This window comes from Methylovulum psychrotolerans, from assembly GCF_002923755.1.
Taxonomy (GTDB): domain Bacteria; phylum Pseudomonadota; class Gammaproteobacteria; order Methylococcales; family Methylomonadaceae; genus Methylovulum; species Methylovulum psychrotolerans.
In genome coordinates this window covers 64743-78189 of sequence record NZ_PGFZ01000005.1, presented here as the reverse complement: position 1 = coordinate 78189, position 13447 = coordinate 64743, and the positions used below count along the sequence as shown (strand labels likewise).

The 13447-nt window shown below is 48.5% G+C and carries 13 protein-coding genes; 8 read left to right on the top strand and 5 right to left on the bottom strand.

The window, feature by feature from the left end:
* Positions 1-40: 40 nt before the first annotated feature.
* From grpE to AADEFJLK_RS12180, 4 genes are all read right to left on the bottom strand, one after another.
* The gene (grpE, locus tag AADEFJLK_RS12195) at positions 41-646 is read right to left on the bottom strand and encodes a nucleotide exchange factor GrpE (RefSeq protein ID WP_088618818.1); all 606 of its coding nucleotides are present in this window, start codon (positions 644-646) and stop codon (positions 41-43) included.
* Between the two features lie 233 nt (positions 647-879).
* A complete protein-coding gene (hrcA, locus tag AADEFJLK_RS12190; RefSeq protein ID WP_088618817.1) occupies positions 880-1938 on the bottom strand; it encodes a heat-inducible transcriptional repressor HrcA in 1059 nt (352 codons plus the stop codon).
* Positions 1939-2069: 131 nt separating this feature from the next.
* On the bottom strand, positions 2070-2807 hold the full coding sequence (locus tag AADEFJLK_RS12185) for a class I SAM-dependent methyltransferase (protein ID WP_103974478.1): 738 nt from the start codon (positions 2805-2807) through the stop codon (positions 2070-2072).
* The gene (locus tag AADEFJLK_RS12180; protein ID WP_103974477.1) at positions 2804-3100 is read right to left on the bottom strand and encodes a DUF1244 domain-containing protein; all 297 of its coding nucleotides are present in this window, start codon (positions 3098-3100) and stop codon (positions 2804-2806) included. Before AADEFJLK_RS12180 ends, AADEFJLK_RS12185 begins: the two co-directional genes overlap by 4 nt.
* 166 nt (positions 3101-3266) lie before the next feature.
* On the opposite strand from AADEFJLK_RS12180, the gene AADEFJLK_RS12175 reads away from it, so the two are divergent.
* The 7 genes from AADEFJLK_RS12175 (at position 3267) to AADEFJLK_RS12140 (ending at position 11169) form a co-directional block, all read left to right on the top strand.
* Positions 3267-3803, top strand: coding sequence for a septation protein A (locus tag AADEFJLK_RS12175; RefSeq protein WP_103974476.1), 537 nt, complete (start codon positions 3267-3269; stop codon positions 3801-3803).
* The gene (locus tag AADEFJLK_RS12170) at positions 3804-4106 is read left to right on the top strand and encodes a YciI family protein (RefSeq protein WP_088618813.1); all 303 of its coding nucleotides are present in this window, start codon (positions 3804-3806) and stop codon (positions 4104-4106) included.
* Complete coding sequence (locus AADEFJLK_RS12165) at positions 4103-4369, top strand: BolA family protein (RefSeq protein ID WP_088618812.1); 267 nt, start codon at positions 4103-4105, stop codon at positions 4367-4369. The genes AADEFJLK_RS12170 and AADEFJLK_RS12165 overlap by 4 nt, the downstream gene beginning before the upstream one ends.
* A 14-nt stretch (positions 4370-4383) precedes the next feature.
* On the top strand, positions 4384-5463 hold the full coding sequence (locus AADEFJLK_RS12160) for a peptidylprolyl isomerase (RefSeq protein WP_103974475.1): 1080 nt from the start codon (positions 4384-4386) through the stop codon (positions 5461-5463).
* Positions 5464-5720: 257 nt separating this feature from the next.
* Positions 5721-7100 carry a P-loop NTPase fold protein gene (locus AADEFJLK_RS12155; protein WP_103974474.1) on the top strand — a complete coding sequence of 460 codons (1380 nt, stop codon included), beginning with the start codon at positions 5721-5723 and terminating at the stop codon, positions 7098-7100.
* A gap of 77 nt (positions 7101-7177) precedes the next feature.
* Entirely contained in the window at positions 7178-8233 is a 1056-nt protein-coding gene (locus AADEFJLK_RS12150; RefSeq protein ID WP_146054578.1) for a hypothetical protein, read from the top strand.
* A 680-nt stretch (positions 8234-8913) separates the two neighbouring features.
* Entirely contained in the window at positions 8914-11169 is a 2256-nt protein-coding gene (locus AADEFJLK_RS12140) for an amidohydrolase family protein (protein ID WP_103974471.1), read from the top strand.
* On the opposite strand, the gene recJ is transcribed toward AADEFJLK_RS12140, so the two are convergent.
* Entirely contained in the window at positions 11166-12911 is a 1746-nt protein-coding gene (gene recJ / locus AADEFJLK_RS12135; RefSeq protein WP_103974470.1) for a single-stranded-DNA-specific exonuclease RecJ, read from the bottom strand. The genes AADEFJLK_RS12140 and recJ overlap by 4 nt on opposite strands.
* A gap of 143 nt (positions 12912-13054) precedes the next feature.
* Here recJ and AADEFJLK_RS12130 point away from each other — a divergent pair.
* The coding region (locus tag AADEFJLK_RS12130) for a DUF4277 domain-containing protein (RefSeq protein WP_146054594.1) at positions 13055-13447 on the top strand (393 nt) is incomplete at its 3' end.

The following is a 13447-nucleotide window of genomic DNA, read 5'->3' as shown; positions in this document are numbered from 1 at the left end:
GGACGATATGAGGCTGGTTTTTCTAATTTCAAGCCTGTTATCAATCTGCTGCTTTAGCGACGACAACCATCGCCGGACGGAGCAAACGTCCGTTCAGTAAATAACCTTTTTGGAACACGGTCACTACCGTATTCGGCACCGCCCCTTCGACCACCTGCATAACCATCGCTTGGTGATGCTCGGCATTGAACGGTTCGCCGACTGGGTCGATAGTGACGACATTAAATTTTGCCAACGCGGCTTCAAACTGCTTGATGGTCAACTCGCTGCCTTCACGGAATTTTTGCACCTGCTCGCTATCGCCTGTCGCCGCTTGCAGACCTAATACCAAACTGTCCAGCACAGGCAACAATTCTTTGGCAAAGCCGGTCAGGGCGAATTTATGCGCATCTTCCAAATCTTTTTGGGTACGGCGTTTGAGGTTTTCCATTTCCGCCTGGATACGCAACGCCTTATCCCAATTTTCTTGGGCTTTTTGCTGCGCCTGCGCCAAGTCTTTTTTCAGACCTTCCACGGTCAATTCCGGCTCCATGATCTCAGTCTCGTCAACCGTTTCTGCGGCCTCTGCACTGGCCGCCTCGGCGGGTACGTCGGCCTGAATTTCAGGGTCTACTGGCGTTACCGGGATTTCCTGCTCGTTACTCATTATCTCTACCTTTATGGGATGTTAGTGGGTATGTGTCATGGGTAGCGGATAGCTTACGGGTTAGCGAAGCCGTTTTTTTTGCTTCGACAAGCTCAGCACAGGGCTTCGACAAGCTCAGCACAAGGCTTAGACAAGCTCAGCACGAACGGCTTCGCTAACCGTATAAAACCACCACACCGTTTAAAACGCGCCTGACTACGGCCTACAGGGCGTAGAATACAGATAGCTTAGGCCTACAATGGGGGTGTCGATTTAGGATTCAAGGCTGCGCCTAATAATTTTGCGGTAATATCGACATAAGGGATGATTTTTTCGTAAGCCATACGGGTCGGGCCTATCACGCCCAACACCCCGACCACCTCATCGCTGACGGAATAAGAAGAAGTCACCAAGCTGCAATGGTCAAAAGCCTGATAACCGGATTCTTCGCCGATAAAAATCTGTACGCCATCGGCCTTCATGCACTGGTCCAGCAAATCGATAACGCCCTGCTTCTGATAAAAGGCATCAAACAAGTTTTTTAAACGGTCGCGGTCAGCCAATTCCGAAAAACCCATCAAATTGGTTTCGCCCGCCAACACATAATCGTCTTTTTGCTCGTTCTGATTAAACACCTGTTGCGCCATGCTAATCGCATCCAACATGCCTTGGTTGACACGCTCCTGATCATCGCGCAAATCTTTCATCACGGCTTCGCGCACCGCATTCAAACTACGCCCTGCGTACATGGAATTAATGTAATTGGCGGCTTGCTGCAATTCGGCGGGGCTAAAGTGTTTGGCGGTCAAAATGATTTTGTTATGTACTTCCTGCTCGTTAGTGACAAAAATCACCAACACCCGGTTATGGGACAAAGGCAAAAACTCGATATGCCGAAAACAGACAATCTCCCGACGCGGTAAAGTCACCACACCCGCCATTTGGGTCAGGTCCGCCAACAACCGCGACGCCACGCCGATCATATTGCTGGGATCATGCTGGGCCGCCAGCGTCCCTTGCAGACGGCTCAGCTCTTGGACATTTAACGGCTGCACCGTCAACAGGCTATCGACAAACAGGCGGTAGCCGCTGACCGTCGGTATCCGCCCGGCGGAGGTGTGCGGCGAATGCACCAAACCCAAATCTTCCAAATCCGCCATCACATTGCGGATAGTCGCCGGGCTTAAGTTTAAATCCGAGTCTTTCGACAAAGCCCTAGAACCCACCGGCTGGCCGTCGCTGATATAGCGCTCGACCAGGGTTTTTAATAATTGCAGTGACCGTTCATTTAATAATTGCGTATGCTTGCCCACACCGACCTCGACAAATAACAGAAATCAGCACTCGTACAGAGAGAGTGCCAAAGGGCGAAAATATCAGCTCATCAAACGCTTGTCAACAGGGCTTAAGGCCTTAAGAATGACTGAGATTCAAGTGCTTGGGGCTAATGCGGCTTATGTGCCGTGACCAGCGCGTTGACTTGACAACGCTGGCTTAAACAGATGCTGGTAAAACCAACCGCCGCCAAATCCTCCAAAGCCAAGGTCTCGCGCATAATGTGGTTGGCCGATTCGTCGCTGAACAGATGCACAATCCAATGCTCCAACAAATCCAGCTTATTAGCCGCCACCAAAATGCGGAAATAACCGCTGACCTCGGCTTGGGTCGTGCGGGTGTGTAAATCGACATCATCCAGCGCGTAACGGTCGCCATTCACGAACAGCCCGCCCAGCACTAAAACGCGGAAGATTTCCGCGATAACCTGCTGGCGGTAAGTGTTAGGGAAGTTATGCAAGGTATAAGCCGAAGCCACCACATCGACACTTGCACTCGGCAAGGCCTGTAAAGCCGTTAAGGCATCATCGCCGCAAAACGCCAGCTTGCCTTGCTGTTGCCAAACTTGCAAATTCTGCTTGGCTTGGTTTTGCATCACCGGCTCATTATCGATACTGAGGACGTGCAAAGCTTCCCGCGCCGCTAATATCGACAAGGTAGTGATACCCGTACCACCGCCCAATTCGACGACATGCAGGGTTTGCCCGGGCGGTTTTGGAAACTCACTGACCGTCACACCGACCAGTCGGCTCATTTCCACCGCTAACGGCGACAACAGCTTCAACATCTCGTAATCTTTACCGATAGCGCCTGAAAACATCGCATGGTATGGGGCGGTACTGGTCATTTTTGCTCCTGTTTACGCGCATAAGCCGCCAACTGTTCGGGGCTAGCATCTTGTTGGAACTGGTTTTTCCAGTCCTTATACGGCATACCATAAACAAACTCCCTGGCCTGCTCATAGTCAATGGCGACACCCTGCTCCTGCGCCGCTTCCGCATACCATTTCGCCAAACAATTACGGCAAAAGTCGGCAAGTATCATCAGGTCAATATTCTGTACTTCAGGATGATCCTGTAAGTGCTTGAGCAAGCGTCTGAATGCCGCCGCCTCCAATTCTATAAGGCTATTTTCTGTCATTATTTACCTCCGGTTAAGAAGGGACATTCTAGCAGAAACCGCCATTCAAACATGTACATTCCTCGCTAAAACTTCTACAATGAAGACATTTTGAACCGCCACAGTGACTGTTCACCCTCCCGATAGCCGTCCGCACCTGGCCAACACCGCTTATGAAACAACCGTTATGAAGCAACTCCTTGAGTTTGTCCCCATCCTTTTATTTTTTATCGCCTATAAAACTTATGACATTTATGTCGCCACTGCCGTGATGATGGCAGCCACCAGCATTCAGGTCTGCTATTCTTGGCTACGTTACCGCCACGTTCCGGCCATGCAATTGATAACCCTAGGTTTGGTCGTGGTCATGGGCGGCGCGACGCTGTATCTGCAAGACGAACAATTCATCAAATGGAAATTATCCATTATCGAATGGCTGTTCGGTTTGGCTTTTTTTGGCAGCCAAATTTTCGGCGAGAAAACTTTTGTCGAGCGGATGATGTCTGCTACGTTGACCTTGCCAAAACCGATCTGGAAACGCCTTAACTTACTGTGGGGCATTTTCTTCACCAGCGTCGGTTTTATCAATGTCTATGTCATGTTCCATTTCAGCACCGACGAATGGGTCACCTTCAAAACCTTTGGCGTACCCGGCATGATGGTGCTGTTTATCGTGCTACAAATGATCTACCTTTATAAACACCTGCCCGAAACGGAGGAATAAGTGTTATATGCCATTATCAGCGAAGATGTCGCTGACAGCCTCAGCCTGCGGCTAGCGGCACGGCCCGCCCATCTGGCGCGGCTACAGGCCCTGCAGGATGCAGGCCGCCTTGTCTTGGCCGGCCCCCATCCGGCGGTGGACAGCGACAATCCTGGCGAAGCCGGCTTTACCGGCAGCTTAGTGGTCGCCGAATTTGCCAGCCTGCAAGCCGCCCAAGACTGGGCGGCTTGCGACCCTTACCTTGACGCGGGCGTATATGCCACCGTCACCGTTAAACCCTTTAAAAAAGTATTTCCCCAATGACAACCAACCTTATTAAAACCGCGTTAACCGACGCGTTCCACCCCGAAGTGCTGGAAATATTAGACAACAGTGCCGCCCATGCGGGTCATGCCGGTGCCAGAAGCGGCGGCGGGCACTACCATGTCACTATCGTTGCCGAAGCCTTCGAGGGCAAATCCTTGGTGCAACGCCACCAACTGGTCTATAAAGCCCTCGGCGAGCTGATGAAACAACAAATTCATGCCTTAGGCATTAATGCCCTCTCACCCTCTGAACAAAACTAAAAAGGAACACCGTAATGAAACAAGCCTTTATCCCCTTGCTGATCGTTAGCACTGCCCTGATTGCCACAGGTTGTGACCAAAAAGCCCCAACCTCAGGCAGCAGCACCGCATCAGCCCCCGCCGCCGCCCCTGTTGTCAACAAAGCCGATGCCATTGCTGTCGTTAACGGCAAATACATCGCCAAAGCGACCTTCGACAATCTGGAAAAAGAAATTGCCGAACGCGCCCAAGGCCAAAGCTTCCCTAAAGAAAAGCTCTTGGAAGAACTGATCCAACGCGAATTGTTAGTGCAAGATGCCGAACAAAAACAATTGGATAAAGGCGCCGATGTTATCAGCCGTTTGGAAGAAGCCAAAAAAGCGATTCTGACCCAAGCAGAAATCGAAAACTTCATGAAAACCAACCCTGTCACTGACGCGGAAATCAAAGCCGAATACGACAGCAAAATAGGCGGCAATAACACCACCGAATACAAAGCCCGCCACATCTTGGTAAAAACTGAAGCCGAAGCGAAAAAACTGATCGCCGAATTGGACAAAGGCGCCGATTTTACCAAACTGGCTAACAAAAACTCTTTAGATGGCAAAGAAGCCCAAAACGGCGGTGATTTAGGCTGGTTTGTCGCCAACCAAATGGTCGAACCGTTCTCCAAAGCGGTTATCGCCTTAGAAAAAGGCAAATACACCAAAGAACCTGTCCAAACCCAATTCGGCTGGCACGTTATTTTGCGTGAAGACTCACGCGCCCAAACCCCACCGCCGATTGAAGCCGTCAAAGAACAACTGACCCCGATGCTGCAACGCAAAAAAGTCCAAGCCATGTTGGAAACTTTGCGTAAACAAGCAAAAGTCGACATCTTAATGCCGCTGAAAGACGAAGCCAAACCTGCCGAAGCGCCTAAACCCGCCGCCGCTGATGCCGCCAAACCCGTCACCGAAGAAGTCGTCGTTGAAGAAGAAATCAAAGACAAAGACGGCAAAACTGTAGCCAAAGAAGTCGTGGTTGAAGAAGTGACCGAAGAAAAAGCCCCTGCTGCTGCGGAAGAGAAAAAACCTGCCGAAGCGGCAAAACCAGCACCTGAGAAAAAGAAATAATTTTTCAGCGTTAGGTGGTACAAAAAAGGGCGGTCTATTGACCGCCCTTTTTTTATGCCTAATTTTCACTGTAAGCAATAGCCCAAACGGCTTAACCTTCTAAAACCCAAAAGGCCTTAATCGACAAGTTTATTTTATCGCCATTCAAAGCTTAAAAAGCGGGGAAAAAATACTTTATGTACATTTTTGCATCAACCACTATACTTATTAACCTATCTAGCGATTGATAAACGCCCCTTCCCTATTTTGGATTCAGTATGACCATGCTCGTTGACCTTATTACCCCTAAAACAATCATCCTTGATCTTACTACCAATAATCTGCCGACAGGAAATGACTCAGGCAGCAAAGATAATTCCAAGCTCCGCCTGATTCAATATGAAGCGTTCGAAAAAATTTGTGAGGACATCAATAAACGGGTTGAATATTATGCCAATCCCACCAGACAAAAAGAGCTTTCTGATTTTAATGATGATGCCAGGGGTACGGTTTTTTTTATTGACGGCACACGCGGCGCGGGAAAAACTACTTTTTTAAAATCGGTGACTAAAGAGCTGACAACCGATAATAATAGTAAATTAGCTCTCCTCATAGAAATAGACCCTACGCAAGTAGAAACGGGCGAGCATATTTTTCTTTCTGTGCTATACAAGCTTAAACAGTTAATTGACGAACAAAAGTTCTGCCGACATTTCACGATTGATGAAGACAAATACGAAAGCTGGCGTAAGCAATTTAAAAAGCTGGCTGGGGGCTTGCAGTTATTAGATGAGAAAAATAATCCATTACAGGGGATAGATGAAGAAGCTTTTTTAAATTGGGGGTTAGAGCGGGCGCAAAGCGGCATGGAATTGGCAGTAACCTTTAAAAAGCTCATTGAAGATAGTTGTGTGTTGCTCAAAAAAGACGCTCTAATTATCAGTATTGACGATGCTGATACCAATTTCTCTAAAGGCAAGCAAGTGCTTGAGATGATCCGCCGTTATTTGGATAGCCCTCATTTAGTGGTGTTAATCACAGGCGACCTGCAACTCTATTCCCAACTGGTGCGGGATCATTATTATGAACACATGGGCAAAACCATTTTTGAGCGCGACAAGCACCGCAGCGATGAACAAATAAAATTAATCGACCATCTTGAAGACCAATACCTAAAAAAGCTTTTTCCTTTACATCAACGCGCCCATTTGACACCTTTATGGGATTTGATGAAAAGTCCTAGCTATGAATATAAAGTTCAATATGCTGCTGGCGCAAGCGATCCTTTAACAAAGCCACTTGATGGAATTATCGACCAATTACTAAAAGAAGGCCTGTATATTAAAGGTGAAAGGGATTTAAGCCTATACAGAGAGTTTCTCCTCAAACAACCACTGCGCTCCGTTACCCAGTTGCTCAAATTCTGTACCCAAGATATGGAGGAACGTCATTTTTCTTCTAAGCATGTCGTTAAAGGTTTCCGTGCAATGTTTCGCGGCAGCTTGCATTCCCACCAAATAGATGTCAATGCTCTAAGTGCAGGCGATATAAACGCTCTTAATGACGCTGTGTTCAGAGTGGTGCTTGAGGATGGAGAGTTCGATACTGGCAGTTACCTGCGTCCTCAGCCCAGTAAAGAAATTGCTTTGTTGCACTAGCTGCCGAGGTTGCCAGCCATTGTGAAGGCCGTCCTGATTACGCTATTGACTATATGCTACAAGCACAGGGTAGTATTATGTTATATAACCTAGTTTCAGGTGAGAAATGGGACTCGTTGGATAGCAAGAAAAAAGAACAACACTTTAGAAGTTATTTCAGTATTGGACGTAACGAAAATACTCTGAATTGGGCGCGACATGCTAGCGGCGTGCTTGCTGGCACGTCAAATACACGTTCCATTGGAAATGGCGTTATAGGACTGACTCGATATGGCTCGGAAATAATAGAAAGTATTATTTCTGATTTGTCCGTAAATGAGCAGATACCCATAATCGCTTTCAGCATAATAAATATTGCTGACACTAAAGCTAAAACACATGCTTCTATTTTTAATATTTTAGGAATCATCGTACGCTTTTTCTCTATCGAAGAAAACTTTCCCGCTGATCTAAGCATTAACCACAAGAAAGCTAGAATCACTAATGAATTGAGGCAACTATTATCTGTTGTAACTATTTCGGGGATGCCATGGCAAGAAGGTATTCATAATACAGAAGATAGCAATCAATCAAGCTATAGTACGCCGGATATTTCTAATCTCAATTTGGATACGTTAGCAGATAGCATAATTGACTGGCTTGAACGTTCAAAAAACCTCAAAAATGAAATACGTCCTTCGGCGGTCTTTTTAGGAAAAGTATGGACCCGACTTTATTTCAGTTTACTAAGTGTTTCAGATATACGATATTCGCAAAAACGAAATAATGGCCTTGCAACAATTATGGAACTGTTTGCTTGCTGTCTGATAAACGCATTTTTTGCTGAAGAATCTTATTACCATTTCACAAGTAAAATCGAGACCGGAGTCGATAGAATCAACCCAAATGATTCTCCAGATAATTTTATTGAAAAAATAAAAACCCATAAGGATAACATGGAGCAATTTCCATTTACCCAAATAATTGGCACATGCCCTATTGTTTTGGGTTTAATAAAGAACAAAAATGCCTTACATATATTGGAAGCAATGAACATAAAGTCTAAAAAAGATTGTAATATAGGATGTAACGAATTGATTTTTAATAAATTAAACAAAGAAATTATTGTTAATGCTGAAAAAAAAACATCGTAACTTCTTTAGCATACTGTTAACAATACACCAGAAATTCGCATCCTTCCTAACTACATTGAAAGCAGCAACTTGTTTTTTAATGAATTTGTCACGAAGGAAGTGAGTTTTTTCAGCAGTTTCTTTGTGACAAATTTTTTTAAAAATGGGATTCCATTTTGACGACTTTTACAACACTATAATGTAATAATGATTATTGATCCCTCCGCCACAACCGCCCTCCCCCCTTTCGTCCTTGCCAATCACCACCTATTAGCTTTGCTGGAAAACCACCCTTTTCATCAGGCGATTTCCAAAGACAAAAGGGGAGTCGCTATTTTTGCGAAAGATTGCTTCGGCATCCTTGCCGGTCAATCAGCAAAAATCACGCGACCGCTTATGCCTTCGGCTGCCCCAGCCGTCCTGGTCACTCGCTCGCCACCCAACAAGGGGTGGCTCACATGCTCTCCAATGACTCGACGCGATTTCGTATAGCCTGCATTTTCACTTCCGCTTCGCTTCGTGAAAACTCAGGCACTATCGCTTCTGGAGACTACTCGACTCCTGTCTCGCAGCGAATGGAAGAAGCGGTTTATTTAGCTTACCAGCCATGGCAGTCTAGGCATCCTGATCATGTATTCCGTTCGCGTTGGCAATTGCTTTGTGAGCAATATCACGCCAAATCCGGAAATTGGGTTGCCCCTATGCTAGGGGCTTTAGAAAGCGGCTATCTGCAATTTCAACACGGCAAACTTCATGCAGTGCTGGATACTTATGGCGAGTGGCAGGCTGTGCTTAGCCGTATTTCCAGCTTACCCGTACAAGCCGCCGCCTATGCACATAGCAATGGAAGCAACCGTTTTGGCACACTAACCCCCACTAATACACACGGACTTTGCCCTTTAATCTACCCATACGATCCCGCTGTGGAGGATTACATCGCGCGTGAAGGCTTACACGAAACCCATTTACACCTAAACGGCAGCACCCATGCGGAAATTTGCTGGCAACGCGCTTTACTCAATCCACGCGCTGAACTATCTGATTTTTGCAAAAAATACGATAAAAACACCCAAATCCAAGAACTTTGCCATAGCATCAATCCCGATTTAAACCCTGCAAAGCTTCGCCAAAATTTGCTTCTTGCCAAACAAATAAGGTGCTGGTTAATTGCTATTAGTGACGGTCGGGCAGAGAGCCTTGCCAATCAAGCAGAGCCTCTTGCCAAGCAAAATACCACTTGTGCGCCTATTAATATCCAACAGCTACTCAGTAGCGGCTCGCCTTTTGCCGATGACGGACGATTTTACGATGCAGAAAATAAGGCCATACAGGTTGAAATGAATTGGTTGCTTACCTTATTGCAACGCTTGATAACAACCCCAGATCCATTAGCAGACCGCCTGTTACACCTTTATTTGCTGCTCCAAAATGAATATTTACAACTGACCGTCCAACGGCAAGATATGTACGGTTTTGATCAGTTCCAAAAATACACCTTAACGGATTTGCGCGAACCAGCCGAAAAAGACTATCACTATCGCTTTCGGCAAATGAACGGCACGATTCAACAGCACAGCCGCACTGGCTGGGTAGAAGGCCGCTTTGCCCCTAAAGAAAACATTGAAAAAAATAGTGCGTTGCTTACCAGCATTCTCGGTGCTTATCTGTGTTATCTACAAACCGGAAAAACAAACGCCAATACCTCTTCTCATAATCTTTCTAAGATACTTACAGCGCTTGAAGAACAAGTACCGAAACTTAATAGGCTCGGCCACCATTCCCACCTAAAACTGACGTTAGTGGCTCATTTCGTTAAACTGTCATGGAAGCACGATAATGAAAAAAGCTATCGCCATGCCGCATTACGGCTCTCGCTGGAAACACGGACAAACGCCCTGTGCCAAACCCTAAAACGCTGGCCTCTACTTCGGTACTGGCTCTGCGGCATAGATGCCGCCGCTAACGAACTACATGCCTCACCAGAGGTTTTTGCGCCATTTTTCCGCGTCTGCCATCGGCATGGCCTGACCCATAAAACCTATCATGCTGGCGAAGACTTTACCCATCTTATCAGCGGCATCCGCCAAGTGGCTGACGCACTGGAATTGCTGGACATTAAAGACGGCGACCGTATCGGTCATGGTACGGCACTCGGCATAGACCCTAAGCTGTGGCTGGCGAGTATGCCCACAAAGCTGGTAGTCCGCCAAGGCGAATGGTTGCTGGATTTACTGGTAGCTTGGCGTTATCTGCGTGAATGCCCCGACAGCCAACAAGCCACCCAAAAGCTGGCAAGTGAGGTTACCCGTTTGGCGACGATTATTTTTGCAAAACCGATGAGTTGCGAAGCTGCCGACATGTTAATGCAACACAGGGGGCTATGGCCTAAATTTGTCTTCGCTTGTCTCGATAAAGAAACCCCTTGGTTTTGGCAATCCGCTTCGTTCAGTGATGCGTGGCGCGAAGAGGCGCGGCTTGTCCATCAAGCTAAGGAAGAAGGTGCGGATTTAACTTCATTAGCCCACTGGTGGCAAAACTCCAACCTTTGGCAACGCAGCGAAAAACTAATTGAGGTTGATGCCAAGTATCTCGATGAAGCGACGCTGATACGGCTTCAACAACGCGCCATGACCGATGTGCAACAGCGGCGGGTTATCATTGAAACATTGCCGACCAGCAATGTGCGGGTCAGCCAATACCAGCACCACCGTGAACACCACTCGCTACGCTGGATGAAAGTACCCGGTTTTGCCAAACCCAATGACCCTGACATTATGGTGTCTCTGGGGTCTGATGACCCCGGCATTTTCTCCAATGACCTGAGCACCGATTTTTACCAGCTCTATGCCGTGCTACGCGAACACGGTGTCACCGATATGGCCGCGTTAGGCTTTTTAGCCACCATCAACGAACGGGGCAGGCAATACCGATTCCATGACCGAACGCTCTTTGGTTAAGCTAACTTCTCCAAATAATTCAAAATAAATTGCACACTACGCTGCCCCCTAAACTCATTAATATCCAACTTATACGCGGCGACAATCCGTCTTATGCCCAGCCATTGCTCCGGTTGGTCGATAAAAAAAGCAATCGCATCAATCAGCAAATGGCCTTGGGCGCAGCGTAGCACCAGTTTTAGGTGGCGTTGCCCGACGATACGCGCTTGCACGACATCAAACTCGCCGTGGAACATCGGTTCCGGGAAGCCCTGCCCCCAAGTGGCGGCATTTTGCAACAGCTCGGCCAGTTCTAGGGTTATATCCTGCTCGGTCAGTTCACCATCCGAGTAGACTTTTTGCTCCAGATCGACATGGTTTAAGCGTTTGCGGACGTATTCGTCAAAGACCAAGGCAAAGGCCGGATAATCGTGCATCGCCAAGGTTAAGCCCGCCGCCATGGCATGACCGCCGAATTTACTGAGCATTTTCGGATGGGCGGCGGCGATGTCGCTTAATACGTCGCGGATATGCACCCCGGCAATGGAACGCGCCGAGCCTTTGATTAAGTCCTTGCCCGCCGGGGCGAAGGCAATCACCGGGCGGTGCAGTTGGTCTTTAATCCGTGCGGCCAGAATGCCGATAACGCCCTGGTGCCAGTTGGCATCGTATAAGCAGACCCCCGCCGGGGCGCGGTGTTCGTCGAGTTTTTTCATATCCGCCAACAAGGCTTGTGCCTCAAACTTCATTTGGCTTTCAATATCGCGGCGGTCATTATTTAGGTCATCCAACTGCATGGCAATGTCGGTCGCCAGTTTGTCGCTGTCAGTCAACAGGCACTGAATCCCTAAAGACATATCGTCCATACGTCCGGCGGCATTGAGGCGCGGCCCCAAGGCAAAGCCCAAATCGCTGGGGTTGAGCGCCAGCGGATTTTTGCCCGCCACTTTAATCAAGGCCTGTATCCCCGGATGGCCACGGCCTATACGGATGCGCTGTAAGCCTTGATACACTAGGGTGCGGTTGACGGCATCCATCGCCACAACATCGGCCACCGTACCCAAGGCGACATAATCGAGCAGTTGCGCCAGATTGGGTTCGGGCAGTTGCCGCTCGGTAAACCAGCCCAGCTCGCGCAGACGGCTACGCAAGGCCATTAAGACATAAAACATCACCCCCACCCCGGCAATGGCTTTGCTCGGAAAAGTATCATCGGGCAGATTGGGGTTGACGATGGCATCGGCGGCGGGCAAGTGCGTACCCGGCAGGTGATGGTCGGTGACCAGGACAATAATGCCCGCCGCTTTGGCGGCATCAACGCCCTCTATACTGGAAATGCCGTTATCGACGGTGATCAGCACATCCGGTTGCTGTTGCTTGACCAGTTCGACAATTTCCGGCGTTAAGCCGTAACCGTATTCAAAGCGGTTCGGCACGATAAACGCCACCTGCCCTGCCCCCAGCAAGCGCAAGCCTTGCATCGCCACCGCGCAACTGGTCGCCCCGTCGGCATCAAAATCGGCGACGATGACAATGCGTTGTTGCGTTTGCAAGGCGGTGATGAGGTGCGCGACCATGTTTTCCATGCCGGATAACAGCCACGGCGACGGTAGTTTCGCTAAGCTTCTGTCCAATTCGGCAGCTGTCAGCACACCTCTGGCGGCAAAAATCCGCGTTAATAAGGGGTGCATATCGGTTCCGTACCCTTGCTGTTTCGGTACAGGACGCAGAACAATGGTTTTTTTTATGCCTTGATAGTACATGACGTGAGATTTTAAGAAGGAAAGGCCGGAGACGGCGAAAGCAACGTCAATTATAAAGCCGACATTCCGCATAGGGCTACTGGCTTCAAATTATTTATAAACGGCTCCATAATACCGCCCTTTTAGACATAAGGAAGGCGCTTATGGCGGCCCACACCGAAACAGGCACAATGGCAAGCCCCAAACACTACAGCAGCAAACAACTGGGCCACTTGGGGCTGGTTGCGGGCATGTTTGACGAACTCGGCCTTGGGGAACTGATAGACAAAATCATCCCGCAGGACGTTGAAAAACGGACGGTGTCCTTGGGGCAGGCAGTGAAGGCCATGGTTTTGAACGGGCTGGGGTTTGCGAACCGCGCCCTGTACCTGACGCCCGCCTTTTTCCATGACAAGCCCGTGGGGAGGCTGATAGGCGAAGGCATTGAGGCGGGGCACCTCAACGACGACGTGCTCGGGCGGGCGCTGGACAAGCTCCACGCCTATGGCCTTGAGGCCCTTTACCCGCAACTGTCGCTCATGGCGGTGCAACGGCTG

Excerpts from the sequence above, each read along its gene's own strand:
- grpE (WP_088618818.1), bottom strand. The coding sequence starts at position 646 with ATGAGTAACGAGCAGGAAATCCCGGTAACGCCAGTAGACCCTGAAATT.
- AADEFJLK_RS12185 (WP_103974478.1), bottom strand. The coding sequence starts at position 2,807 with ATGACCAGTACCGCCCCATACCATGCGATGTTTTCAGGCGCTATCGGT.
- AADEFJLK_RS12180 (WP_103974477.1), bottom strand. The coding sequence starts at position 3,100 with ATGACAGAAAATAGCCTTATAGAATTGGAGGCGGCGGCATTCAGACGC.
- AADEFJLK_RS12175 (WP_103974476.1), top strand. The coding sequence starts at position 3,267 with ATGAAGCAACTCCTTGAGTTTGTCCCCATCCTTTTATTTTTTATCGCC.
- AADEFJLK_RS12165 (WP_088618812.1), top strand. The coding sequence starts at position 4,103 with ATGACAACCAACCTTATTAAAACCGCGTTAACCGACGCGTTCCACCCC.
- AADEFJLK_RS12160 (WP_103974475.1), top strand. The coding sequence starts at position 4,384 with ATGAAACAAGCCTTTATCCCCTTGCTGATCGTTAGCACTGCCCTGATT.
- AADEFJLK_RS12155 (WP_103974474.1), top strand. The coding sequence starts at position 5,721 with ATGACCATGCTCGTTGACCTTATTACCCCTAAAACAATCATCCTTGAT.
- AADEFJLK_RS12150 (WP_146054578.1), top strand. The coding sequence starts at position 7,178 with ATGTTATATAACCTAGTTTCAGGTGAGAAATGGGACTCGTTGGATAGC.
- AADEFJLK_RS12140 (WP_103974471.1), top strand. The coding sequence starts at position 8,914 with ATGCTAGGGGCTTTAGAAAGCGGCTATCTGCAATTTCAACACGGCAAA.
- recJ (WP_103974470.1), bottom strand. The coding sequence starts at position 12,911 with ATGTACTATCAAGGCATAAAAAAAACCATTGTTCTGCGTCCTGTACCG.